The sequence below is a fragment of the Rhizobium sp. MHM7A genome, assembly GCF_005862215.1.
Lineage (GTDB): Bacteria > Pseudomonadota > Alphaproteobacteria > Rhizobiales > Rhizobiaceae > Rhizobium > Rhizobium bangladeshense.
Genome location: NZ_VCHT01000015.1, coordinates 123,406 through 147,167, shown reverse-complemented (window position 1 = coordinate 147,167; position 23,762 = coordinate 123,406). Strand labels below are relative to the sequence as shown.

The 23,762-nt window shown below is 61.6% G+C and carries 20 protein-coding genes; 6 read left to right on the top strand and 14 right to left on the bottom strand.

Annotated elements, in window-relative coordinates; all coding sequences use genetic code 11:
- Positions 1–6: 6 nt before the first annotated feature.
- The 4 genes from FFR93_RS33020 to trxA all read left to right on the top strand — a co-directional run bounded on the left by FFR93_RS33020 (position 7) and on the right by trxA (position 7,877).
- Entirely contained in the window at positions 7–738 is a 732-nt protein-coding gene (locus tag FFR93_RS33020) for a nucleotidyltransferase family protein (RefSeq protein WP_138396298.1), read from the top strand.
- 4 nt (positions 739–742) lie between these two features.
- On the top strand, positions 743–3,937 hold the full coding sequence (gene addB, locus FFR93_RS33015) for a double-strand break repair protein AddB (RefSeq protein WP_138396297.1): 3,195 nt from the start codon (positions 743–745) through the stop codon (positions 3,935–3,937).
- Positions 3,930–7,481, top strand: a complete 3,552-nt coding sequence (gene addA / locus FFR93_RS33010; protein WP_138396296.1) for a double-strand break repair helicase AddA — start codon at positions 3,930–3,932, stop codon at positions 7,479–7,481. Before addB ends, addA begins: the two co-directional genes overlap by 8 nt.
- 75 nt (positions 7,482–7,556) lie before the next feature.
- Positions 7,557–7,877 carry a thioredoxin gene (gene trxA, locus FFR93_RS33005; RefSeq protein ID WP_004672616.1) on the top strand — a complete coding sequence of 107 codons (321 nt, stop codon included), beginning with the start codon at positions 7,557–7,559 and terminating at the stop codon, positions 7,875–7,877.
- Between the two features lie 58 nt (positions 7,878–7,935).
- Here trxA and FFR93_RS33000 read toward each other — a convergent pair whose 3' ends face one another.
- The 9 genes from FFR93_RS33000 to FFR93_RS32955 all read right to left on the bottom strand — a co-directional run bounded on the left by FFR93_RS33000 (position 7,936) and on the right by FFR93_RS32955 (position 16,941).
- Positions 7,936–9,288: a folylpolyglutamate synthase/dihydrofolate synthase family protein gene (locus FFR93_RS33000; RefSeq protein ID WP_171049292.1), complete on the bottom strand. Its 1,353-nt coding sequence runs from the start codon at positions 9,286–9,288 to the stop codon at positions 7,936–7,938.
- A 27-nt stretch (positions 9,289–9,315) separates the two neighbouring features.
- The gene (gene accD / locus FFR93_RS32995) at positions 9,316–10,221 is read right to left on the bottom strand and encodes an acetyl-CoA carboxylase, carboxyltransferase subunit beta (RefSeq protein WP_064708179.1); all 906 of its coding nucleotides are present in this window, start codon (positions 10,219–10,221) and stop codon (positions 9,316–9,318) included.
- Positions 10,222–10,260: 39 nt separating this feature from the next.
- Complete coding sequence (gene trpA / locus FFR93_RS32990) at positions 10,261–11,100, bottom strand: tryptophan synthase subunit alpha (protein ID WP_138396295.1); 840 nt, start codon at positions 11,098–11,100, stop codon at positions 10,261–10,263.
- A 3-nt stretch (positions 11,101–11,103) separates the two neighbouring features.
- On the bottom strand, positions 11,104–12,324 hold the full coding sequence (gene trpB / locus FFR93_RS32985) for a tryptophan synthase subunit beta (protein ID WP_138396294.1): 1,221 nt from the start codon (positions 12,322–12,324) through the stop codon (positions 11,104–11,106).
- Between the two features lie 2 nt (positions 12,325–12,326).
- Complete coding sequence (locus tag FFR93_RS32980; protein WP_064708176.1) at positions 12,327–12,995, bottom strand: phosphoribosylanthranilate isomerase; 669 nt, start codon at positions 12,993–12,995, stop codon at positions 12,327–12,329.
- 75 nt (positions 12,996–13,070) lie between these two features.
- Positions 13,071–13,829: a SprT family zinc-dependent metalloprotease gene (locus FFR93_RS32975; protein ID WP_138396293.1), complete on the bottom strand. Its 759-nt coding sequence runs from the start codon at positions 13,827–13,829 to the stop codon at positions 13,071–13,073.
- A gap of 211 nt (positions 13,830–14,040) precedes the next feature.
- Positions 14,041–14,475 (bottom strand): DUF2852 domain-containing protein, encoded by a 435-nt coding sequence (locus FFR93_RS32965; RefSeq protein WP_020920017.1) that lies wholly within the window; start codon positions 14,473–14,475, stop codon positions 14,041–14,043.
- 143 nt (positions 14,476–14,618) lie between these two features.
- A complete protein-coding gene (gene phaZ, locus FFR93_RS32960) occupies positions 14,619–15,896 on the bottom strand; it encodes a polyhydroxyalkanoate depolymerase (RefSeq protein ID WP_138396292.1) in 1,278 nt (425 codons plus the stop codon).
- A gap of 202 nt (positions 15,897–16,098) precedes the next feature.
- Positions 16,099–16,941, bottom strand: a complete 843-nt coding sequence (locus tag FFR93_RS32955) for a fumarylacetoacetate hydrolase family protein (RefSeq protein ID WP_138396291.1) — start codon at positions 16,939–16,941, stop codon at positions 16,099–16,101.
- A 351-nt stretch (positions 16,942–17,292) separates the two neighbouring features.
- Here FFR93_RS32955 and FFR93_RS32950 point away from each other — a divergent pair, with 351 nt between their 5' ends.
- Positions 17,293–17,577, top strand: coding sequence for a DUF2218 domain-containing protein (locus FFR93_RS32950; RefSeq protein ID WP_064712579.1), 285 nt, complete (start codon positions 17,293–17,295; stop codon positions 17,575–17,577).
- Positions 17,578–17,614: 37 nt separating this feature from the next.
- On the top strand, positions 17,615–18,214 hold the full coding sequence (locus FFR93_RS32945) for a nitroreductase family protein (protein WP_138396290.1): 600 nt from the start codon (positions 17,615–17,617) through the stop codon (positions 18,212–18,214).
- 67 nt (positions 18,215–18,281) lie between these two features.
- Here FFR93_RS32945 and gyrB read toward each other — a convergent pair whose 3' ends face one another.
- From gyrB to FFR93_RS32920, 5 genes are all read right to left on the bottom strand, one after another.
- The gene (gyrB, locus tag FFR93_RS32940; RefSeq protein WP_138396289.1) at positions 18,282–20,717 is read right to left on the bottom strand and encodes a DNA topoisomerase (ATP-hydrolyzing) subunit B; all 2,436 of its coding nucleotides are present in this window, start codon (positions 20,715–20,717) and stop codon (positions 18,282–18,284) included.
- A 135-nt stretch (positions 20,718–20,852) separates the two neighbouring features.
- Positions 20,853–21,230 (bottom strand): helix-turn-helix transcriptional regulator, encoded by a 378-nt coding sequence (locus FFR93_RS32935; RefSeq protein WP_064708170.1) that lies wholly within the window; start codon positions 21,228–21,230, stop codon positions 20,853–20,855.
- Positions 21,227–21,796, bottom strand: a complete 570-nt coding sequence (locus FFR93_RS32930) for a Smr/MutS family protein (protein ID WP_138396288.1) — start codon at positions 21,794–21,796, stop codon at positions 21,227–21,229. Before FFR93_RS32930 ends, FFR93_RS32935 begins: the two co-directional genes overlap by 4 nt.
- A complete protein-coding gene (locus FFR93_RS32925; RefSeq protein WP_138396287.1) occupies positions 21,796–22,938 on the bottom strand; it encodes a murein transglycosylase A in 1,143 nt (380 codons plus the stop codon). Before FFR93_RS32925 ends, FFR93_RS32930 begins: the two co-directional genes overlap by 1 nt.
- Positions 22,931–23,635, bottom strand: coding sequence for a Tim44/TimA family putative adaptor protein (locus FFR93_RS32920; RefSeq protein WP_064708167.1), 705 nt, complete (start codon positions 23,633–23,635; stop codon positions 22,931–22,933). Before FFR93_RS32920 ends, FFR93_RS32925 begins: the two co-directional genes overlap by 8 nt.
- Positions 23,636–23,762 lie beyond the last annotated feature (127 nt).

Genomic DNA, 23,762 nt, shown 5'->3' with positions numbered 1-23,762 from the left:
ATCAAGATGACCATCAGACAAGCCATGGTACTGGCCGCGGGTCTCGGGACCCGCATGCGCCCGATCACTGAGACGATTCCGAAGCCGCTGGTGAGGGTCGACGGCAAGCCGATGATCGATTATACGCTCGATGCGCTCGTTTCGGCCGGCGTCGAGCGGGCCGTCGTCAACGTTCATCATCACGCCGAGCAGATGATCGACCATCTCAGGAAATATCGCGGCCTCGATATCATCATATCAGACGAGCGGGACGGGCTGATGAATTCCGGCGGCGGGCTGGCGAAGGGGCTGAAGCTGCTCGACCGCGACAATCTCTTCGTTATGAACGCCGATCTCTTCTGGATCGGCGAACAGCCGGGCCAGCCGACCAACCTTGAGAGATTAGGCGGATTCTTCGACGCTGAACGGATGGACATGGCGCTGCTCTGCGTCGAGATCGAGAATACCACAGGCCATAACGGCAAGAACGATTTCAGCCTCGCTGCAGATGGCCGGCTGACGCGTTATCGCGACGATACGTCCAATCCCGTCGTCTACGCCGGGGCGATTGCCATGAACCCGGCGCTGTTTGATGATGCGCCGAAAGATGCCTTCAACCTCAATATCTATTTCGACGAGGCGATCGCGCGCCGACGATTGTTCGGCATCGTGCTCGAAGGCCATTGGCTGACTGTGGGAACGCCAGAGGCAATCGGCGAAGCGGAGGAAACGATCCGTCGACTGCGGGCGTTCGCGTGAGATCATGGCGGAGCGGCACCAGCCACGCATCCTGACGATCCCGGCGGGCCTTCCTTTCCTGAAAACCCTGGCAGTGGCTCTTTGCGACGGCCGGCTGACGCCGCTTTTCCGGCATGAGGCCGATGATCCCCTGTCGCTCGCCAAGGTAACCATCTATCTGCCGACCCGCCGCGCCGTACGCGTGCTGCGCTCGGAATTCGTCGATCTGCTTGGCGGCCGCTCGGCAATCCTGCCGGTGATCCGTCCTCTCGGCGAAACCGATGATGACAGCGGATATTTCGAAGAGGCGCTGCCGGCAACCATCGATCTCGCCCAGCCGCTGTCGAATACCTCCCGGCTGCTGGAACTGGCGCGCCTTATCCTTGCCTGGCGAAACAAACTGCCGGAGATCGTCCGTGATATTCATTCGGAATCACCGCTCGTTGCGCCGGCAAGCCCGGCGGATGCTATCTGGCTCGCCCGCAACCTCGCGGAACTGATCGATTCCATCGAAACCGAGGATCTCGACTGGTCGGAACTGGCCAAACTAGACACCGGCGACTATGCCGCCTGGTGGCAGCTGACGGCAGAGTTCCTGCAGATCGCCAGCGCTTTCTGGCCGGAGCGGCTTTCCGAACTCGGAAGGTCTTCCCCGGCCCGACACAGAAACGCCATTCTTAGGGCCGAGGCAGCCAGAATTTCGGCGACGAAACCCAGCGGGCCGATCATCATCGCCGGTTCGACAGGTTCGGTTCCTGCGACTGCCGACCTCATCGCTGCCGTCGCCAATCTCTCCGAAGGCGTGATCGTGCTCCCAGGCCTCGATCTCTCCATGCCGGAAAGGCATTGGCAAATGGTCGCGCCGGAACCGGCGCCCGGCCAGCATGCCAATGCGGCCAGCCGGAGCCATCCGCAATATGGCCTGTCAACGCTGCTGAAGAGGCTCAGACTGAGCCGGGCCGATATCATGCTCCTTGACAGGCCGGAGGCCGATCTCGATCGGCGCGCCGAAATCCTGTCGCGCGCGCTCGCCCCGGCGGAAGCGACCAGCGACTGGGGGGCATGGAGGGGCGAGCTGCCGGGGGGCGCGCTGACTTCCGCCTTCGGCGATGTTTCGCTGATCGAAGCCGCCAATGAACGTGAGGAAGCAACCGCGATCGCCATAGCGCTCAGGCTGGCGCTGGAAAGGCCGGGTCAGGATGGCGAAAGCCGGGCCGCGCTGATCACGCCGGACCGCAACCTCGCCCGTCGGGTGATGGCGGAACTTTCCCGCTTCGGCATCCTGGCCGACGATTCGGCCGGCACGCCACTTTCCGCCACGCCGCAAGGCACCTTGCTGCAACTGCTGTTGGAGGCGACGCTGCGGCCGGGTGATCCGGTGGCGATCGTGTCACTGCTCAAGCATCCGCTGGCGCGCTTCGGCCTCGAACGCGACGCCCTGATTTCCGCGACCGAAGCGCTCGAACTGCTGGCGCTGCGCGGCGGCGTGACGGAGGTGGATATCAGTGCGCTGGAGTTGCTCCTGGCCCATCAACTCGGCGAGCAGGCTCTCGACCGACACGCGCCGGAATGGCGAACGGCGCTTCCAGCCGAGGCCGCCAATGCCGCATCCGAGCTCGCCCGGCGGGTTACCCGCGCAACCGAGCCTCTCGCTTCCGCGCTAATCCGGCGCCGGCCGGAAGATCGCGGCAAGACGGCACGTTTCACGCTTTCCGAATGGGCGGAGCGGACCGGCCGTTCGCTCGAAGCGGTCGCGGCAGATCCGGAAGGCAATCTTGCCGATCTCTGGTCACATGAAGCAGGCGACGCCCTTGCCTCGCTCCTTGGCGAAGTCATCGATACGGATGGCCAGATGGAGGCCGACGGGCCGCAGTGGATCGACATCATGGCCGCACTCGCCGCCGGCCATGCGGTGAAGCCACGGGCGCTCAGCCATCCCCGCCTCTTCATCTTCGGCACGCTGGAAGCCCGTCTGCAGAGCGTCGACACACTGATTCTCGGAGGCCTGAACGAAGGCTCCTGGCCAGGGCAGAGCGCCAATAATCCCTTCATTCCGCGGATGATGAAGACGGAGATTGGGCTCGAACCGCCGGAGCGGCGCATTGGTCAGCTGGCGCATGACTTCGAGATGGCGAACGGCACCCGCCACCTGATTTATTCGAGAGCACTGCGCCAAGGTTCGACGCCGACAGTCGCCTCACGCTGGCTGCAGCGGCTGCTGGCGCTGGGCGGAGAGGCATTTGAAGCGGCCTTGAGGGAGCGCGGTAACCGGTACCTGCAATGGGCCGGCCTCATCGATCGGGGAGAGGCCCAGTCACCGGCGCAGCGACCCTCTCCGAAACCACCGCTTGCGCTGCAGCCGAAATCCTATTCCTTCAGCGAGGTCGGGCGGCTACGCCGGGATCCCTATGCCATCTATGCCCGCCGCATCCTGCGGCTCGATCCGGTCGACGCGTTCAATCGCGAGCCGGGAGCGGCCGAACGCGGAACTCTCTATCACAAGATCATCGACCGGTTCATCCGCGAGGCCCATGCGGCCGGCACGCCGGAGGCCTCAGCGGCAATGGAACGGATCCTGAGCGAGCTTTTCGACATGGAAAGGCTGCCGCCGCATATCGATGCCGTCTGGCGCCCGCGCTTTCGCGACGTGGCCCGTGCCTTCCTCGAATGGGAAGCCGGACGACGCCCCGCTGTCCGCAGGACGCTGACCGAAGTGCGCGGCGGCGTGGAGCTGGAGACAATCAACATCCGGCTCAACGGCGTTGCGGACCGGATCGACATTACAGGACCGGGCGCGGCCGACATCATCGACTACAAGACCGGCTACAATCCTTCACCGGCACAGGCACGCGCGCTTCTCGATCCGCAGCTCGCGCTCGAAGCGGCGGCTTTGAGCGCCGGAGCCTTTCGGGATGCCGGCAGTCTGGCGCCGCAGGATCTGCTCTATGTCCGCCTCCGTCCGGGAGCCCGGTTCCAGGTCGATACGGTGAACAACGAAAACTCGGCCCGCAGCGATAAGGCGAAATCGGCGATGGACCTTGCCGGCGAATCGGTCGACCAGCTGATCAAGTTCGTCAGTTTGCTGCAGTCCGGTGAAAGGGGCTTTACCTCACGGCTCATTCCGGCGCAGCAGTTTGACTTCGGCGGCGACTACGATCATCTCGCCCGTGTCTCCGAATGGTCAACGGCTGAGACTGAGGAAGGCGGCGGCGATGAGTGACCAAACCGCTCTTCCGACCGACGACGATCCGGGCGCGTGGATCGGCTGGACCACGATCCAGCAGGCGATCGCCTCCGATCCCGAGCGCTCGGCCTGGGTTTCGGCCAATGCCGGTTCCGGCAAGACGCATGTTCTGACCCAGCGCGTCATTCGTCTCCTGCTTGCCGGCGCGCGGCCTTCCGCCATTCTCTGCCTGACCTATACCAAGGCCGCGGCCTCCGAAATGTCGAATCGCGTCTTCGAACGGCTGGCGGACTGGGTGGTGCTTGACGACGAAGATCTCAGCCGGCGGATCATGCAGATCGAGGGTACGGCGCCCGATGCGCTGAAACTCGCCGAGGCGCGCCGGCTGTTCGCGAAGGCGCTGGAAACGCCGGGCGGATTGAAGATCCAGACGATTCATGCCTTTTGCGAAGCGCTGCTGCACCAATTCCCGCTGGAGGCCAATGTTGCCGGACATTTCTCGGTCCTCGACGATCGCGCGGCGGCGGCACTGCTTTCCGATGCGCGCCGGGCGCTGCTGACGGCAACAGAACCGGAGGAGGACAGCACCCTTGCCGAGGCTTTCGCTTATGTACTCAATCTTGGCGATGAATCCGGCCTTGAGAACCTGCTCGCCGACATCGTTGCCAACCGCAACGCCATTCGTCGCTTCACCACGGCTGCCGAGCGGCGGGGCGGCGTCGAGGCGGTTCTGCGCGAAAGGCTCGGCCTTGCTGCCGGCGATACGGAAAGCCGGATCGCGGCCCAATATTGGCCGTTGCCGGAGCTTTCGGGTGGCATGCTGGAGCTTTATCTGTCGCTTGCCGACCACAAGGGTGGCGCCAAGGCGCAGGAAATTGCCTATGGCCTGAGGCTCGCCGGCCGGGAGCGCGATGACGCCAGGCGCGCCGAAATGCTGGAGAAAATCTTCCTGACGGCGAAGGGCGAGCCGAAGTCGGACTCGCAGTTCCTGGTCAAGGCCATGCTTGCGGAAGCGCCGCAATTGACGAGCGCCATCGCCGCCGCCCGCGCGCATGTCGCTGCAAGCCGCGATCGGCTGAAGCTGATGCGGATGTACGGCGCCACGAAGGCCGCGCTCGTGCTCGCCGGTCGGCTGAATCACGACTATGAGGAACTGAAGAAACAGCGCAGCCAACTCGATTTCGAGGACTTGATCACCCGCACCGCCGACCTGCTGACGAAGAGTGGCGTCGGTCCCTGGATTCATTACAAACTCGACCGGGGAATCGATCACATCCTCGTCGACGAGGCGCAGGATACCAGCCCGATCCAATGGAGCGTCATCCAGTCGCTCGCCGAGGATTTCTTTTCCGGCGAGAGCGCCCGGCCGACCGTGCGCACGCTCTTCGCCGTCGGCGACGAGAAGCAGTCGATCTACTCCTTTCAAGGGGCGCGGCCCGAGCGTTTTTCCGAAGAGAGCGACCGGACGCGGCGGCGTGTCTCCGATAGCGGGCAGAGTTTTTCTTCGGTGCGGCTGCCGCTCTCCTTCCGCTCGACTGCCGACGTGCTCGAGGCCGTCGACCAGATCTTCAGGACATCGGACAATGCGCGGGGTCTCAGCGCCGTCGGCGAACCGGTCGTGCATCGTTCCAGTCGCATCGGGCATCCGGGCGCCGTCGATCTCTGGGAAATGGTCGCGCCCGAGGCGGTAGTGAAGGAAGAGGATTGGACGGCGCCCTTCGATGCGACACCGGAAAGCGCGCCGGCTGCAATCCTCGCGCGGCGGATCGCCCATGCAATTGGCATGCTCGTCGGCCATGAAACGATCGTCGACAAAGGCAAGGAGCGGCTGATCGAAGCCGGCGATATCCTCGTTCTGGTGCGCAAGCGCGATGCCTTCGTCAATGCGTTAACGCGCGCCTTGAAGCGCCGCGGCGACATTCCCGTCGCCGGTGCCGACAGACTGACGCTGACCAGCCATATCGCCGTGCAGGATCTGCTGGCACTCGGCCGCTTCCTGCTTCTGCCGGAAGACGACCTTTCGCTCGCTGCCGTGCTGAAGAGCCCGCTTTTCGATTTTTCCGAGGACGACATCTTTGCAATCGCCGGCCTGCGGGGCGACAACGAGAGCGTCTGGAGCCATCTCAAAAGATTTGCGGCCGACGGCACCGAACGTTTCCGTGCTGCCGTCGGAAGGCTGGAGCTGTTTCTTCGGCAGTCGAGGCATCTGTCGGTCCATGATTTCTATGCGCGTGTCCTGGGCAGCCATGGCGGACGGCGGCAATTCCTTGCCCGTCTCGGCACCGAGGTCAGCGATATCCTTGACGAATTCCTCACCTTTACCCTTGATCACGAGAGCTCCGGCCTTCCCGGACTGCAATCCTTCATCTCAACGCTGGAGCTCGAAGCGCCCGAGGTGAAGCGTGAGCAGGACAAGGGGCGCAACGAGGTGAGAATCATGACCGTACATGCCTCGAAAGGTCTTGAAGCGCCAATCGTCTTCCTCGTCGACGGCGGCTCGAAGGCCTTCACGCATACGCATCTGCCGAAGCTTCGCTTGCTCGAAACAGATCCGGACGAGCCGCCGCTGCCTGCCTGGGTTCCCGTCTCCGACCTCGCCAACTCACTGACGCAAAACGATGCCGCACGTATCCAGATGCTGGCGGAAGAGGAGTATCGCCGGCTGCTTTATGTCGCCATGACGCGGGCTGCCGACCGGCTGGTCGTCTGCGGCTACCGTGGCGTTCGCGTGAATAACGATACCTGGCACATGATGATTTCCACCGCGCTCAGCCAAGGCCATCCGCATGTCGAGGCGGCTACCTTCTCCGGCCCAGACGGAGAATGGCCGGGCATCCGATGGCGCGTTCCGCGGGTGGAGCGAAGCTTCGAGCGTATCGACCGCAACGAGACGCGCGACAGGCAGGAGGCGTTGCCGGAAGGCCTGTTGCGGCCATTGCCGCCGCAGGCTGAGCTGCCCCGCCCCCTCAGCCCCTCCGGCGCCGGGACGATCGTCGATGAAGACGAAGGCAGCCTGTTTGTCGCTTCACGTTTGTTCGGCGAGAAGGAACGCAGCGATCGTTCTCTGGAAAAGGGCAGGCTGATCCATCGCATGCTGCAGGCGCTTCCCGACATTCCGGCCGGCGAACGGCGAGATGCCGCGAACCGCTATGCGGAACGGGCGGCCCGGTTCTGGCCGGAGGTTGAAAGGCGCAGGCTCATTGATTCGGTTCTGAAACTATTGGAGGACGAGGGACTCCAGCCCGTCCTCGGCCGAGAGGCGAGACCCGAGGTCTCGATCATGGGTACATTGAGCCTCGACGGCAGGCGCTATGCCGTTTCCGGCCGCATCGACCGGCTTGCCGTGCTCGTCGATCGTGTCGTCATTCTCGATTACAAGACCAACCGGGTGCCGCCTTCGACCGAGGAGGCGATCCCTTTCGCACATAAGGCTCAGCTCGCGATCTACCGTGAAATCCTGGCGCCGCTCTATCCCGGCAAACGCGTGGACTGCATGCTCGTCTACACCGAGAATGCTTCGCTCTACACTCTGAGCGAAGCGGCGCTCGGTTTGGCGCTTGCAGGACTCAAGACAAAGTGAAATACCGAACATTGAAAATTTGGCGCCGCACCATCACATGTGGTTCAACATCTTTTTCCGTCAAAGGAGCAGCCTATGGCTACCGTGAAAGTCGATATCAATAACTTCCAGTCGGAAGTTCTGGAATCCGCAGAACCCGTCGTCGTCGATTTCTGGGCTGAATGGTGCGGTCCGTGCAAGATGATTGCTCCGAGCCTCGAGGAAATCTCCGTCGAGATGGAAGGCAAGGTGAAAGTCGCCAAGCTCAACATTGATGAAAACCCGGAACTCGCCGCCCAGTTCGGCGTGCGCTCCATTCCGACGCTTGCGATCTTCAAGGGCGGGGAAGTGGCCGATATCTCGGTCGGCGCCAAGCCGAAGACGGCTCTTTCGAATTGGATTTCGAACGCCGCCTGATCGGTATCGCTTTCATGTTGCGTGAAAAGCCCGGCTTCGACCGGGCTTTTTTATCGGCTTATTTCGGGGGCGTGCCGTTGTCGGCAAGCACATCGCCGACGAGATAGAGAGAGCCGCCGACGAGGATGCGGGGCGGCAGTGCTGCCGGGTCGAGGGCAGCTTTTATCGCTTCCAGCGCCTCTCCGACCGTCGACATCGGTTCGGCGACCAAGCCGGCATCATAGGCGGCATTCGACAATATCACCGGGTCGATCATCGCGTCGCTGCCGCGGATCGGCACGCAGAACACCTTCTCGACCAGGCCCGTGAAGGCTTTGAAATAACCGATCGGGTCCTTCGTGTTGATCATGCCGATGATCAGGAAAAGCGGCCGCGGCTGGCGCTCCTCGAAATTGGCCATGGCTTCGGCGATCACTTCGCCAGCCCCGGGATTATGCCCGCCATCGACCCAAATCTCTGCGCCGGCGGGCGCATGCGTCAGCAACCGGCCCTCGCTGAGGCGCTGCAGCCGGCCCGGCCATTCCACAGTATTCATCGCCTTCTCCATCATCGTCTCGGTGACGGTGAAGCCCGCGGCCTTGACGGCGCGGATGGCGGCGGCGGCATTCGCATATTGATGCCGGCCGGGAAGGCGCGGCAGCGGCAGGTCGGCAAGCCCGTACTCGTCCTGATAGACGAGCCGGCCATATTCCTCATGCGCCATGAAATCCTGCCCAAAAACGGTGCTCGGGCAACGCAGCCGTTCTGCCGTCGACATCAGCACTTCGAGTGCGGCGTCATAGTCCTGGTGACCGATGACAACAGGCAATCCCGGCTTCATGATGCCGGCTTTTTCGGCCGCGATCAACTCGACCCGGTCGCCGAGATAGGGCTGGTGATCCAGCGAGATCGGCATGATCACCGACACGGCCGGATCGGAAATGACGTTGGTCGCGTCGAAGCGGCCGCCGAGACCGACTTCGATGATCGCCGCATCGGCCGGATGTTCGGAAAACAGAATGAAGGTGACCGCCGTCAGGATCTCGAAGACGGTAATATGCTGTCCGGCATTGGCATCGGCCACGCGGCGCACGGCGTCGGCAAGGACGGCGTCATCGACAAGCTGCCCGCGCCCGCCCGCCACACCGATGCGATAACGCTCGTGCCAATTGACGAGATGCGGCGAGGTATGGACATGGGCGCTGTAGCCGCCGGCCTCGAGGAGGGCGCGGCAGAAAGCGGTGACCGAGCCCTTGCCGTTGGTACCGGCGACATGGATCACCGGCGGCAGTTTCCTGTGCGGATTGCCGAGCTGGTCGAGAAGGCGGGTGATGCGATCGAGAGACAGGTCGAACCCTTTGGGATGCAATCCCATGAGCTTTTCGATCTCGTGCGCTGCCTCACTCACCGCCGTTTGGCCTCTGGGTATCAATTCCGCACCCCGCCTGTTTGTCCGGTATCAGGCGCTCGCCGCCAAGGCGATCGCTCCGCCAGCCACGTCGTTCGCTGCCGAGACGGGCTTCTTCGTCAGAATCTTCAGAATACGCGCCAGCGTTTCCGGAATGTCGTGACGTTTGACGACCATGTCGACCATACCATGCTCCAGCAGGTATTCGGAGGTCTGGAAGCCTTCCGGCAGCTTCTCACGCAGGGTCTGTTCAATCACGCGCTTGCCGGCAAAGCCGATTTCAGCACCGGGCTCGGCCAAGTGAATATCGCCGAGCATGGCATAGGAGGCCGTGACGCCGCCGGTTGTCGGATTGGTCAGAACGACGACGTAGGGCTGGCCGGATTCCTTGAGCAGATCGACGGCGACCGTCGTTCGCGGCAGCTGCATCAGCGACAGGATGCCCTCCTGCATGCGCGCGCCGCCGGAAGCGGGGAACATTACCAGCGGGCACTTTTCGGAAGTCGCGCGTTCGAAAGCCTTGACGATCGCCTCGCCGGCAGCAATGCCGAGCGAACCGCCGATGAAGTTGAATTCGTGCACGACGGCCACGAGCTTCAGGCCCTTCACCTTTCCGAGGCCGGCAAGGATCGTGTCCTCCTGTTCGGTCTTCGCGCGGCTGTCGCGCAGGCGATCGATATATTTCTTGGAATCGCGGAACTTCAGGGGGTCCTGAGCAACCTTCGGCTGCGGCAGAGATTCGTATTCGCCGTTGTCGAAAAGATCGGCGAGCCGGGCTTTGGCCGGCATCTTCATGTGATAACCGGAAGCAGGGATCACCCACTTGTTGCCTTCCAGGTCCTTGTGGAAGACCATCTCGCCCGTTTCCGGGCACTTGATCCAGAGGTTCTCCGGCACTTCGCGACGGCCCAGCATGGAATTGATCCGCGGGCGAACGTAGTTGGTGATCCAGTTCAACTCGAATTCTCCTAACTGACTCGTGCCAATGTGGGCAAACTATTCGGCAGCAACAAGGCGCGCCGAACGCGTTCCCGATGAGAGGCCGCGCACCAGCGTCGCGACTGCCTGAACCGTGTCGGCCGTCGCCTTTCCGTCTTTCGTCAAGCTCGTTGCGACTTGATTGACGATGGCGGTGCCCACGACGACGCCGTCAGCAGAGCCACCGATGACCTTCGCATGTTCCGCCGTCTTGACGCCGAAGCCGACGCAGACGGGCAGTTCGGTATGCTGCTTGATGCGCGCCACGGCGCCCGAAACCAGCGAAGGGTCGGGCAGTGCCGAACCAGTAATGCCGTTCATGGAGACGTAGTAGACGAAGCCGGACGTGTTCTTCAACACGGCGGGCAGGCGCTTTCCATCGGTGGTCGGAGTCGCCAGGCGGATGAAGTTGATGCCTTTGCGAATGGCCGGAATGCAGAGTTCGTCATCCATCTCGGGCGGCAGATCGACGACGATCAGGCCGTCGATACCGGCGGCGAGCGCATCGTCCAGAAACTTCTCGACGCCGTAGATGTAGATCGGATTGTAGTAACCCATCATGACGATCGGCGTCGTCTCGTCGACCTTGCGGAAATCCGTCGCCAACTGCAGCGTCTTCTTCAGCGTCTGGCCGCCCTTCAGCGCACGCTGGCCGGCCAGCTGGATCGCCGGACCATCGGCCATCGGATCGGAAAAGGGCATGCCGAGCTCGATGATGTCGGAACCCGCTTCCGGCAGCGCCTTCATGATGCCGAGGGAGGTTTCGTAGTCAGGATCGCCGCCCATGAAGTAGGTCACGAGCGCCGGACGGCCCTCAGCCTTCAGCTCGGCAAAGCGTTTGTCCATGCGTGCGGTCATGTCTTACAGTCCCATTCCCAGAATCTTGCCGACGGTGAAGATGTCCTTGTCGCCACGCCCGGAGAGATTCATCAGGATGATCTCGTCCTTGCTCATCGTCGGCGCACGCTTGATGACCTCGGCAATCGCATGCGCGGCTTCGAGCGCCGGGATGATGCCTTCGAGGCGGGTCAGGGTCTGGAAGGCCTCAAGCGCCTCGTGATCCATGATCGGCACATAGTCGACACGGCCGATGTCGCTCAGCCAGGAATGTTCGGGGCCGATGCCGGGATAATCGAGACCGGCCGAAATCGAGTGGCCTTCCTTGATCTGGCCATCGCTATCCTGCAGCAGATAGGTGCGGTTGCCGTGCAGCACGCCCGGGGAACCAGCGGTGATCGAAGCGCAATGTTCGTCACCCTGCAGGCCCTTGCCGCCGGCTTCGACGCCGACGATCTTCACGGAGGGATCATCGAGGAAGGGGTGGAAGATGCCGATCGCGTTCGAGCCGCCGCCGACGGCAGCAACGACGAGGTCCGGCAGTCGGCCTTCGGCAGCCAGCATCTGCTCCTTCGCTTCGGCGCCGATCACCGACTGGAAGTCGCGAACCATCTCCGGATATGGATGCGGGCCGGCGGCCGTTCCGATCAGATAATAGGTATCCTCGACATTGGTGACCCAGTCGCGGAGCGCCTCGTTCATCGCATCCTTCAGCGTGCCGCTGCCGGCTGTCACCGGCTTCACTTCCGCGCCGAGCAGCTTCATGCGGAAAACGTTCGGCGCCTGACGCTCGACGTCAGTGGCACCCATGTAGACGACGCAGGGAAGGCCGAAACGGGCGGCGACTGTTGCGGAGGCGACGCCATGCTGGCCGGCGCCAGTTTCGGCGATGATCCGCGTCTTGCCCATGCGCTTGGCAAGCAGGATCTGGCCGATGCAGTTGTTGATCTTGTGCGAACCAGTGTGGTTCAGCTCCTCGCGCTTGAAATAGATCTTCGCGCCGCCGAGTTCGGCAGTCAGCCGTTCAGCGAAATAAAGCGGGCTCGGCCGGCCGATATAGTGCGCGCCAAGATGCTTCAGTTCCGCCTGGAAGGCCGGATCGTTCTTCGCCTTGTTCCACTCGTCCTGCAGGTCGAGAATCAAAGGCATTAAAGTTTCGGCGACGAAACGACCGCCATAGATGCCGAAGCGACCGTCTTCATCGGGCCCGGAACGGAAGGAATTCGGTTTAGGCGTTTCGTTCACTCTCAACTCCCTGAAGCCGTCAGAGGCGCATCCGCCTTTTCGACCGCATCGAAAAATTCATCGATCATTGCGACGCTTTTCACGCCGGGCTCGGTTTCGACGCCCGAGGAGACGTCGATACCACGTGCCCTGGTGTTCGCCAGCGCATCTGCGACATTGCTCTTGTTCAGGCCGCCGGAAAGCATGTAGTCGATACTGCCGTCGAGCCAGCCGAGAAGGCTCCAGTCGAAGGAAATCCCGTTGCCGCCAGGCAGTTCCGAACCCTTCGGTGCTTTCGCATCGAAGAGAAAACGGTCGGCGATGCCGATATAGGCTTCAACGCGCCTGAGATCATCGGCGGTGCGAACGGAAAAGACTTTCATCACAGGCAGACCATAGAGGGCCTTGATGGTCAGCACATGTTCGGGGCTCTCATTGCCGTGAAGCTGCAGGATATCCGGCTTCAGCAGCGACACGATCTCGTCCAGATCGTCATTTGTGGGATCAACGACGACGGCGACGATCTTCGCCTTGCCGCGGGCTGGTTCGGCAAGTTTTGCCGCCACATCGGGCTCGACGTAACGCGGACTCTTTTCGAAGAAGATAAAACCGACATGGGTCGCGCCGCGTTTCAGCGCACGATCAATCGCCTCGGGCGTCTTCAAGCCACAGATCTTGATATCGGGTTTCATGGCAGCGAAGTGACACGAAATGCGGCAAGAGTCGAGCCAATTTGCATGAGACGCCGCATTTAGGGTGGTGGTGTGTTAGTCGAAATCAATGGCGTGAAGCTGGCTGCCGTGCCGCTTCAGCCAGGATTTCGCGTCCTCCATGCCGGGGCAAAGCTTCTTGCAAAGCGCCCAAAAACGGGGGCCGTGATTCATCTCCTTGAGATGGGCCACTTCATGGGCGGCGAGATAGTCGATCACCGAAGGCGGCGCCATGACGATGCGCCAGGAGAAACTCAAATTTCCCTGCGACGAGCAGGAACCCCAGCGGCTGCGGGTATCCTTCATCGAGATCGAGCGGATCGGTGCACGGATCGTCGCTGCATGCATCACCGCCAGTCGTTCGAGATCGGCGCGCGCCTCCTTCTTGAGGAAAGCCGCGATGCGCCGTCCGACATGCTCGGGCAGGCCACTGACGCGCAGCACTGGGCTGCCCTCAACAGAGACCACCTCCGTCAAGCCGCGCAGGCTGCCCGTGTGCTCGATGCGATGGGAAACGCCGCGCAGGAGGATCTCGCCGCCATCGCGCAGGCCAGTATCGGTCGAAAACTTGGCAAGCTTGGTGAGCAGCCATCCCTGGTGCCGATCGAGGAAGGCATTGACCTCATGCGCCGCAAGGCCTCTGGGCACCGTCATCTTCAGGGCCCGCCCGCCCGGCTCGATGCGGAGCGTGATACGGGTTGCCTGGTCATGCTGTTTGATGGTCAGAGGCATGAGCCGGCCGGCGACATCGAGCGTCCGCATCTCGGGCGGAGCCGGCTTTCGCGCCTTTGGCCGTGTCTTAAGAAGCGGAAACATGGACGTTTTCTATACGATTCGCCGGTGAATCTAAACGATTTGCGGGGGCAGGCAGACATGAAAAAACCGGCATCGCGTGATGCCGGTCATCACTTCATCGCCTAAAGCGCGTCGCGATCTTTCAGATTCGCTCCTTGCGCTTTAGGTCTTTGTTTACGCATGTCGTTGCCGCAAAACCGCTTCACACTTTTGCGCGACATGCTTTAAGCCTTCACGGCGTCTGGAACTCCGCCACTGGGCCGTTATCGTCGCGCTTGGCGTTCTTGCGGTCACGCATGAAGCGATCGAACTCTTCCTGGTCCTTGGCGCGGCGGAGTTCACGCAGATACTCGTCGAATTCCTCGCGCATTTGGTCGAGCTTGCGGCGCTCTTCCTCGATCCGGTCGAGCTCGGCCTTGCGCCAGTCGTCGAAGGCGACATTGCCGGTCGAGAAATGCGGGCGATGGCGGCCATGCGAACGGCGGCAGGAGGCAAAGAAGCCGTCGGTTGCCTGATTGACGTCGCGCTTGAAGCCGCGCAGACGATCGCCGAAAATGATGTAGGCAAGCATGGCAAGACCAAGAGGCCAGAAAACCATGAAGCCGAGAATCATCAGGGCAATGGTAGCCGGAGTCCAATCCGGTCGAAGCAATGCTGACTGGTTCATCGTGCGGTATCCTCGCTTTCCGCGCCCGGCAAGATGCCGAACGCTGAAATCGATGTGGTTACCGCAAGAACCGCCTTCAAGGCGATTGCCGGCGAAATCGGACAAAGCCTTGAATCGCCTTTGCTAATTCAGCTATTTCTGAATCACGCCGTCCGTCCGCCCTTGATGACGCGCTGCACCGGGCGCTTGACGGCGGAGCGGGAATGCTGACGGACGAAATTGACGATGCGCGGCGCGATCTCGCGGCGGAACCGCGAGCCGTTGAAAACGCCGTAGTGGCCGACATCCGGCTGGAGATAGTGCATGCGCATATCTTCGGGAATGTTCACGCAGATGGTCTGCGCCGCCCTGGTCTGGCCAACGCCCGAAATATCGTCATTCTCGCCTTCGACGGTCAGGAGCGCGACGTTGCGGATCGCTGCCGGATCGACGCGCTTGCCGCGATGCATCAATTCACCCTTCGGCAGCGAATGCTTCATGAAGACCTGTTCCACCGTCTGCAGATAGAACTCGGCCGTCAAATCCATGACCGCGAGATATTCGTCGTAGAAATCGCGATGTTTTTCCGGTTCGCCGTCGTTCTTCACGAGATGCATGAAGAACTCCTTGTGGGCGACGAGATGCCGGTCCAGGTTCATCGACATGAAACCCGACAACTGCAGGAAACCCGGATAGACAGGCCGCATGAAGCCCGGCTGCGGCCAGGGCACGTTCATGATAACATTGTCGGAAAACCATTGCAGCGACCGCTCCTGGGCGAGCTTGTTGACCGCTGTCGGGTTGATGCGCGTGTCGATCGGGCCACCCATCAGCGTCATCGATGACGGCGACAGCGGATCCTGGGCTTCCTCCATCACCGCGGCTGCGACCAGCACCGGCACCGAGGGCTGACAGACGGCGATCACATGCGTGTCGTGACCGAGGAAATGCAGCATCGCAATGACGTAGTCGACGTAATCGTCGAAATCGAAGGTACCTTCCGTCATCGGCACCATGCGGGCGTCGATCCAGTCGGTGATGTAGACATCGGCGCTCGGCAGCAATGCCTCGACCGTACCGCGCAGCAGCGTCGCATAATGGCCGGACATCGGCGCAACGATGAGGATGCGCGGATCGCCGGCGCGGCCGGGCGGAAGGTTGCGCGAGAAATGCAGGAGATTACAGAAGGACCGCGACCAGACGATTTCTTCGCGAACGGAAACCGTCTGATCGCCGATCGTCGTCTGCTTCAATCCGAATTCCGGTTTTCCGTAGCGGCGCGTCGTGCGCTCGAACATTTCGAGGCTTGCCGTCATCGTGCGCCCGAACGGTGTCTGGGCAAATGGGTTTAGCGGATTGGCACAGGCAAACCGCATGATGTCAGCCGCGGCGCGAAACGGCGCCATGGCAGCATGATTTAATTCATAAAGTTGATAGAACATAGAAGGCGCCGCCTTTCTCTATCGAAAAGATGACATCGATTGATAGACATCGAGTCTTTTCGCACGCTGGCACGGAACGCAGACTAACAGGTTTTTGTTGCACAGCAACATGAACGTCCCGAAGCTGCACAACAATGCCAGAGAGTTGATCCCTGGCATCACCATAGAACTGAAAACTTAAGGTTCAGCTGAGCTAGCGTCGTTAACGATCGGCAACGAAGCTCTGCTTTTGGCTGCCGAGACCTTCGATGCCGAGTTCAACGACGTCTCCATCCCTGAGGAAGCGCGGCGGCTTCATGCCCATGCCGACACCGGGCGGCGTTCCTGTCGAGATGACATCGCCCGGATGCAGCGACATGAATTGGCTGAGATAGGAAACGATGTGCGCGACGCCGTAGACCATGGTCTTGGACGAGCCGTTCTGCATCGTCTCGCCATTGACCTTCAGCCACATGCCGAGGTTCTGCGGATCGGCGATCTCATCCTTGGTGACCAGCCAGGGACCAATCGGGCCGAAGGTGTCGCAGGACTTGCCCTTGGTCCACTGGCCAGCGCGCTCCGTCTGAAAGGCACGTTCTGAAACGTCGTGGGACACGCAGTAACCGGCGACGTAGTCTAGCGCGTCGGCTTCGCTGACATATTTCGCCGTCTTGCCGATGACTACGCCGAGTTCGACTTCCCAGTCGGTCTTTTCGGAACCGCGCGGGATGATCACGTTGTCGTTCGGGCCAACGATGGCCGAAGTCGCCTTCATGAAGATGACCGGTTCCGGCGGCACGGTAGCCCCGGTTTCAGCGGCATGATCGGAGAAATTGAGACCGATGCAGATGAATTTGCCCGTGCCGGCAACGCAGGCGCCGATACGGCCGGGGGCAAGTTCCGGAAGGTTCTTCGGATCGAGCGCCGCGATTTTTGCGAGCCCGGCCGGCGAGATTGCCTCGCCGCCGATGTCGGCGACATGCGCCGAGAGATCACGGATCTTGCCATCGGCATCGAGAAGCGCCGGTTTTTCACGACCTGCTTCGCCAACACGCATCAGCTTCATGGAATGCCTCCTCACCAAAACGAAGTTCCAGCCATCTATGAACGAATTATTCATCGGTGTCCTTACGGCTTTGGCCGGAAGCGGTACGGCGTTCCTAGAAAATTTCGGAGAGATCCGGAGCGGCAGAAAAGATCTTCATCGGGTTGCCAGTCTTCCGTCCACTTTCCGTTCACCAGGATGCGTAACTCTGCAACCGATCGACCGAAGAGATTTATTCTCCTGCTTCGGCGCGCGCGTAAGGCCGCTCTTATGGAGACAGTCCGTCCACTCAGCTGCGACGACGCTGCGCTTGCCAAGCTGGCGAAGCAGGAAATATGACTTGGCCCCAGTCAAGATGAGATGGAGTTTGACATGCACCTCTCCAAGGCCGTCGTGCCCACCGAACATGCAAGCCGCTACCTGCAGCAGCTCTGCAAACACTGGAGTCACAAGTTCAGCGTCGATTTCGATCCGCATAAGGGCCGGGTGCCGTTCAGCGATAGCGCCGAGGTGACATTCGCCGCCGACGATGCGGCGCTCACCATGACGCTTTCCGTTGCTGATCCCGACCAGCAGGCACGGATGCAGGGCGTGATCGACGATCATCTGAAGCGCTTCGCCTTCCGCGAAGAACTCGACATCGTCTGGACGCGCTAGCCCAGTTCATATTTCCGCCCCCAAGCCTGGAACGAGCATGACAAAGAGCAATAACCGCGAGTCCGACTATCCGATCGATCCGATGTTCCTCGACCGCTGGTCACCTCGCGCCCTTACCGGCGAAATCATCGAGGAAGCGCAATTGCTCAGCCTCCTAGAAGCCGCCCATTGGGCGCCGTCCTCTTCCAACCAGCAGCCCTGGCGCTTCATCTATGCCCTCAAGGGCTCGGAGCATTGGGAGAAATTCGTCGCACTGCTCGTCGACGCCAATCAGGAATGGGCAAAGAACGCATCGGCGCTGATCTTCGTCGTTTCACGCAGCTTCACCGGCGCTGCCGGTTCCGGCGAGGAAAAGCCGAGCTACACTCATTCGTTCGACGCCGGTGCGGCCTGGGGATATCTGGCGCTCCAGGCGCGCCTTTCCAGTCTCTATGCGCATGGCATGGGCGGCATCAAACACGAGGAAATCAGGAAGACGTTCAAAATTCCTGAGGGTTACCGGGTGGAAGCAGGCGTCGCCGTCGGCCGTCTGGCCGACAAGAGCGTCCTTTCCGAACGCAATCAGGCGCGTGAATTCCCGAGCCAGCGCAAGCCGCTGTCCGACCTCGCATTTAACGGTCATTTCGTCGCGAACTAAGCGAATCAGAGCAAACGAAGCCCCGCCGTCCTGTGTCGGCGGGGCTCTTTGCTTGAAGGGATAGCGGTCAGATATCGAGGTTTGCGACGCTGAGCGCGTTGTCCTGGATGAATTCGCGCCGCGGCTCGACTTCATCACCCATCAGACGGGCGAAGAGGCCGTCGGCATCAGTGGCGTCGCTGACCTTGACTTGCAGCAGCGAGCGCACGTTCGGATCGAGCGTCGTCTCCCAGAGCTGTTCGGCATTCATTTCGCCGAGGCCCTTGTAGCGCTGCATGGTCAGACCCTTGCGCCCGCTGGCGAAGATTGCGTCGAGGAGGGCGCGCGGTCCCGAAATTTCAATGTCGCCTTCGCGCCGGTGCAGCGACGGCGGCGTCTGGTAGATTTCCTTGAGGCGAGCGGTCAGCTGGTCGATGTGGCGGGCGTCGGAAGAGCCGATCAGGGCCATGTCGAGCACGACCGCTTCCTTTACGCCGCGAACCATGCGCTCGAGGCGCAGGCCGCCATCACCGGCGAGATCTCCCTGCCAGCCGCGCTCGGTTTCCTCGGCAATGATGTCGAGACGGTTTGCGACCTCACTTGCCAATGCCTGCGCTCGTGTCTGGTCGCTGACGAGTTCGGCGTTGAGTGCACCGGCGATTGCCGCCTGTTCGACGACCGCGCGATTGTAACGTGAGTGGAGATTGTCAAGCAGGGCGCGCATTCGCAGCGCATCGAGAATGACCTCGCGCAGGTCCTGGCCGGTGCGGACCTCGCCGCTGCCGAGCCTCAACGCCGCATCCTCGAGACCCTGAGCGATCAGATATTCCTCGAGCGCCTTCTCGTCCTTCAGATACTGCACCGATTTGCCGCGCGCGACCTTATAGAGCGGCGGCTGGGCGATGTAGAGATGGCCGCGCTCGATCAGCTCCGGCATCTGGCGGAAGAAGAAAGTGAGCAGCAGGGTGCGGATGTGGGCGCCGTCGACATCGGCGTCCGTCATGATGATGATCTTGTGATAGCGCAGTTTTTCGGCGTTGAACTCGTCCTTGCCGATGCCGGTCCCGAGCGCGGTGATCAGCGTGCCAATCTCCTGGCTGGACAGCATCTTGTCGAAGCGGGCGCGCTCGACGTTCAGGATCTTGCCGCGCAGCGGCAGGATCGCCTGGTTCTCACGCGACCGGCCCTGCTTGGCCGAACCGCCGGCCGAATCACCCTCGACGAGGAATACTTCGGATTTTGCCGGATCACGCTCGGAACAGTCGGCGAGCTTGCCCGGCAGCGAAGCGATATCAAGCGCGCCCTTACGGCGGGTCAATTCGCGGGCCTTGCGGGCGGCTTCACGCGCGGCCGCCGCCTCGACAACCTTGCCGACGAGGATCTTGGCTTCGCTCGGATGTTCTTCGAACCAGGTGTTCAGCGCTTCGTTGACGAGGCTTTCGACGACCGGACGAACTTCCGAGGAAACGAGCTTGTCCTTCGTCTGCGAGGAAAATTTCGGATCGGGAACCTTGACCGACAGGACCGCCGTCAGGCCTTCGCGGCAGTCCTCGCCCTGCAGCGTCACCTTTTCCTTCTTGGTGATGCCGGAATTATCGGCATAGGAAACGACCTGACGCGTCAGCGCCGCGCGGAAGCCGGCCATATGGGTACCGCCGTCACGCTGGGGAATGTTGTTGGTGAAGCAGAGCACGTTCTCGTGATAGCTGTCGTTCCACCACATCGCGACTTCGACGGTGATGCCGTCCTTTTCGCCGCGGATGGCGACCGGCTTGTCGACGAGCGGCTTCTTGGCGCGGTCGAGATAGGCGACGAAGGCTTCGAGGCCGCCCTCATAGCGCATCTCTTCCTGCTTGATGTCGGAGTGGCGCTTGTCGGCCAGCAGGATACGGACGCCGGAATTCAGGAAGGCGAGTTCGCGCAGGCGGTGTTCGAGCGTGCCGTAATCGAACTCCGTCATGGTGAAGGTTTCGCTGCTCGGCATGAAGCTCACTTCCGTGCCGGTCGAATCAGGAGCATCGCCCGTGACCTTCAGAGGAGCATCGGCCACGCCATGGGTGAAGCTCATTTCATGGATCTTGCCGTGGCGGCGGATCTTCAGCTTCAGCCAGACCGAAAGCGCGTTGACGACGGAAACGCCCACCCCGTGCAGGCCGCCCGAGACCTTGTACGAATTCTGGTCGAATTTACCGCCGGCATGGAGCTGCGTCATGATAACTTCGGCGGCCGATACGCCCTCGCCGCTATGAATGTCGGTCGGGATGCCGCGGCCGTTATCGGTGACGGTCACGGAGCCGTCCGGATTGAGGGTGACGGTGACGATGTCGGCATGGCCGGCCAGTGCTTCGTCAATCGCGTTGTCGACGACCTCGTAGACCATGTGATGCAGGCCGGAGCCATCGTCGGTATCGCCGATATACATGCCGGGGCGTTTGCGCACCGCATCGAGGCCCTTCAGGACCTTGATGGAATCTGCGCCATATTCGGTGCTTACGCCGTTTTCCGTCGCGGATGTATCGCTCATTCTGTCGAGATTTTCCCTGTTGTCGTAAAGCGGCGGCGCGCCCTGCGAATCACCGGCTTTCTTCACTCTCGTATATAGGTTTTTTGAGCCCGGTTCCCAATGGCAAGTCCCCTGCACAAGGCATAAAACAGGGGATTATGACGCTTTTCCGTCGCCTTTGACGCCATTTTCGAGAAGAGCCGATAGCCGGGCGATCTCCTCACTGTCAAGCTCGCGGATTCGCCGGGCCAGCCGGTTGGCAAATTCGGTGTATTCCGGCGGCAGACCCGACGTGTCGATGACGATGCGCGGGTCCGAGGAACGCGCAAGCAGGAACAATTCCTCTGCCTCGTCCCAGATGATGTTGAAATAACCGGCGATACGCTGCAGCAGGTCGAACGTCGGCAAGCCCCGCTTTCCATGTTCGAGCGCCGAGAGATAGGCCGGAGAGACGTTCAGTGCTTGCGCCATCTCCTTCTGCGAGACGCCCTTGCGCGCCCTCAGCCTGCGAACCGCCTCTCCGAAGGGTGTCATGGCTTTTCCCCATGCCGCCGCGACAGCCGGATATAGAGCGCACCCTCGCCGCCGTGATGCTGTGCGGCCGGCTCATAGGAGGAGATCAGGTGGCGGAATTCGGGCTTCGAGAACCACAGTGGGACCGCCCGTTTCAATGCACCTTCGCTGCCCAGCGAGCTTCCTTTGCCCGTGATGACGAGCACATGGCGCATGCCGCGTTCATGGGCTCGGATTAAAAAATCGAGGAGAATGACATGCGCCTGGCTCTGCACCAGCCCATGGAGGTCGATGCGCGCCTCGAGCGCCAGCCGGCCTTTGGCGATCTTGCGTTTGACCGGCCTTTCCAGCGGATGGTGCACCTTGGCCGGCTGCCTCGAGGTCGAGGGTGCGGCCAGCTGTGCCGCCGTCGGCGAAACGGAGGTCTGCTTTTCAACGTTCTGCCGTTCCGCCGCCGCTTCGGTTTCGGCAAGAAAGGCATCGAGTTCGGTCAACTCATTCGCCTTGCCGGGCATCGGCCGCGTGCTGCGGGCGACCTTGCCCCACAGGATCCTTTCATCGGCGCTGAGCTTGCGATCCCTGGCCATCAGTCGAAACGTCCGGCGGCGGCTTTGGGGATGAGGATGACGAAGTCAGCATCGTTGCGGACGGTGCCGGCGCGCTCTCCGGCCAAGTCCCCCGAACCGGTGAAGATATCGCCTCGCGCCGGCCCGACGATCGCCGAGCCTGTATCGAGCGCTAGCATTAACCGGCGGAAGGGCCGGCCGTGATCAAGGTGGGTGAGGCTGTCGGAGCGGATGAAAAAGGGGAAACCGAAAGTATGGATCAACCGGTCGACCGCAAGGGATCGCCCGGCGAGAAGCGGCACCTTGGCAGCTGCGACCGGACCCGCCTCAGGATCGGCGGTTTGCAGGCTGATCGCCGGCGAGGGCGCCTCGCGAAAGAAAATATAGGAGCGGTTGTGCCATAGCACCTCGTCCACTCGCTCGGGATGGCTGGCCAGCCAGGCGCGAATCGATTGCATGGAAATCTCGGCGCGGTCGATCTCGCCACGCTCGATCAAGAGCTTGCCGATCGCCGAGAAGGCATGGCCGGCCTTCGCCGCATAGGTGATGCGGCCGATGCGGCCGTCGCGATAGCGCAGACGGGCGGCACCCTGCACATGCACGAAGAAGACATCGACCTTCGATTTCGCCCAGGCGATTTCGAGGCCGCGGCCTTCGAGAAAGCCGCGGTCGATCTCGCGCCGATCCGGATAGGCGCCAATGCGGCCGTCATCATGCAAGCGGCCGAAAACATAGGATTCATCCAATTCAGCAGGGCGATTGCCGTCGTCGAGATCGATCAGATCGCTCGGGCGGCTGTAAAAGGGAAAGCGGAAAACGTCGTCCGGCCGCTCCGACACCTCGATCTCAGGCTCGTAGAAGGCGGTGACGAAACCGGGCCTACCGTCCTTGCTGCGGATCAGAAAGGGCCGGCAACGCGTTTCAAAAAAAGCCCGCGCCGATGCCGGCGACGCCGGCGTAAAATTTTCAGCGTCCATAAGAAGCGGAAGCAGATCCTCCGCGCTCAGGCCGAGCGAACCGGTGCGGTAGGGTTTAACGTCGGTGATCTGCCGGCGGCAGCGTCGCATCACTTCAAAAAGGCCGGAGGGATCATCATCCCACCAGCCTTCCAGCGTATCGAAGCTGATGGCCTGCAGGACGAAGTCCGATGCCTGGTCACTCATGTTCCGATTCGGTCGCCACAAGTTTCCAGTTCGGATCGCGCGAACGGGTGTCGCGGGCGAAGGTCCAGAGATCATTGACCTCGGCAACATTTTCGGCGTCGCCCTCGATCAACACATCCGCCTTGTCATAGGTGGCCGAAATCAGCTGGCTGACGATGCGCACGGTGATCTGCGCTTCACTGCCCTTCGTCTCCGCATGGGTGATTTCAGCCTTGTCGATGCCGACGAAGGTGGACTTCACCTTCTCGCCCCGGGTTTCGCGCTCGGCGATTGCTGCCCCGAAGCCGTCATAGACCTCGCGAGACAACAGATTCTTCAGCGTTTTGCGGTCGCCGTCGGCATAGGCCATGACGATCATTTCGTAGGCCATGCGGGCGCCGTTCAGAAACTCCTTCGGATTGAAGGAGGGATCGGCCTTGTTCAGGGCGCGCAGCGATTCATTGAGCGGGGTGCCCGGCGCGGCAAAGGCGTCGATGGCGGAGAAGCGATCCTCTTCCTCGGCCGTTGCATCACGGCGCGGCAGCGTCACGACCTTGCCGGCATCGGCGGCCTCGGCCGGAGTAGCATCCCGCGGCCTGAAGAGATCGCGCGGCGGCTTCTCATTTCCTGTGCGGCGCCCGAGCACGGAGCGCAGCTGAAAGAAGATCAGCACCGCCGCCACCAGGAAGAATAATGTGATGAAGTCGTTCGAACTCATATCGTATCGCAGCCGCCGTTAACATCTCTGATTTGTACTCCCATATAGTCCGCCTATACAGATGATTCAAATGATGGCTGGCATCTTCGCCGCCGTCCAGAGGAGACCGGCAAAGCCCGGGACATGA

What these genes read in the sequence shown, in the direction of transcription:
- addB (WP_138396297.1), top strand. Translation starts at nt 743, where the DNA reads ATGGCGGAGCGGCACCAGCCACGCATCCTGACGATCCCGGCGGGCCTT.
- trpA (WP_138396295.1), bottom strand. Translation starts at nt 11,100, where the DNA reads ATGACCGCACGCATGGACAAACGCTTTGCCGAGCTGAAGGCTGAGGGC.
- FFR93_RS32965 (WP_020920017.1), bottom strand. Translation starts at nt 14,475, where the DNA reads ATGAACCAGTCAGCATTGCTTCGACCGGATTGGACTCCGGCTACCATT.
- FFR93_RS32920 (WP_064708167.1), bottom strand. Translation starts at nt 23,635, where the DNA reads ATGAGTTCGAACGACTTCATCACATTATTCTTCCTGGTGGCGGCGGTG.
- FFR93_RS33020 (WP_138396298.1), top strand. Translation starts at nt 7, where the DNA reads ATGACCATCAGACAAGCCATGGTACTGGCCGCGGGTCTCGGGACCCGC.
- FFR93_RS32935 (WP_064708170.1), bottom strand. Translation starts at nt 21,230, where the DNA reads ATGACACCCTTCGGAGAGGCGGTTCGCAGGCTGAGGGCGCGCAAGGGC.
- FFR93_RS32945 (WP_138396290.1), top strand. Translation starts at nt 17,615, where the DNA reads ATGACAAAGAGCAATAACCGCGAGTCCGACTATCCGATCGATCCGATG.
- FFR93_RS32955 (WP_138396291.1), bottom strand. Translation starts at nt 16,941, where the DNA reads ATGAAGCTGATGCGTGTTGGCGAAGCAGGTCGTGAAAAACCGGCGCTT.
- phaZ (WP_138396292.1), bottom strand. Translation starts at nt 15,896, where the DNA reads ATGTTCTATCAACTTTATGAATTAAATCATGCTGCCATGGCGCCGTTT.
- FFR93_RS32930 (WP_138396288.1), bottom strand. Translation starts at nt 21,796, where the DNA reads ATGGCCAGGGATCGCAAGCTCAGCGCCGATGAAAGGATCCTGTGGGGC.
- FFR93_RS32950 (WP_064712579.1), top strand. Translation starts at nt 17,293, where the DNA reads ATGCACCTCTCCAAGGCCGTCGTGCCCACCGAACATGCAAGCCGCTAC.
- trxA (WP_004672616.1), top strand. Translation starts at nt 7,557, where the DNA reads ATGGCTACCGTGAAAGTCGATATCAATAACTTCCAGTCGGAAGTTCTG.
- FFR93_RS32980 (WP_064708176.1), bottom strand. Translation starts at nt 12,995, where the DNA reads ATGAAACCCGATATCAAGATCTGTGGCTTGAAGACGCCCGAGGCGATT.
- FFR93_RS32975 (WP_138396293.1), bottom strand. Translation starts at nt 13,829, where the DNA reads ATGTTTCCGCTTCTTAAGACACGGCCAAAGGCGCGAAAGCCGGCTCCG.
- addA (WP_138396296.1), top strand. Translation starts at nt 3,930, where the DNA reads ATGAGTGACCAAACCGCTCTTCCGACCGACGACGATCCGGGCGCGTGG.
- gyrB (WP_138396289.1), bottom strand. Translation starts at nt 20,717, where the DNA reads ATGAGCGATACATCCGCGACGGAAAACGGCGTAAGCACCGAATATGGC.
- FFR93_RS32925 (WP_138396287.1), bottom strand. Translation starts at nt 22,938, where the DNA reads ATGAGTGACCAGGCATCGGACTTCGTCCTGCAGGCCATCAGCTTCGAT.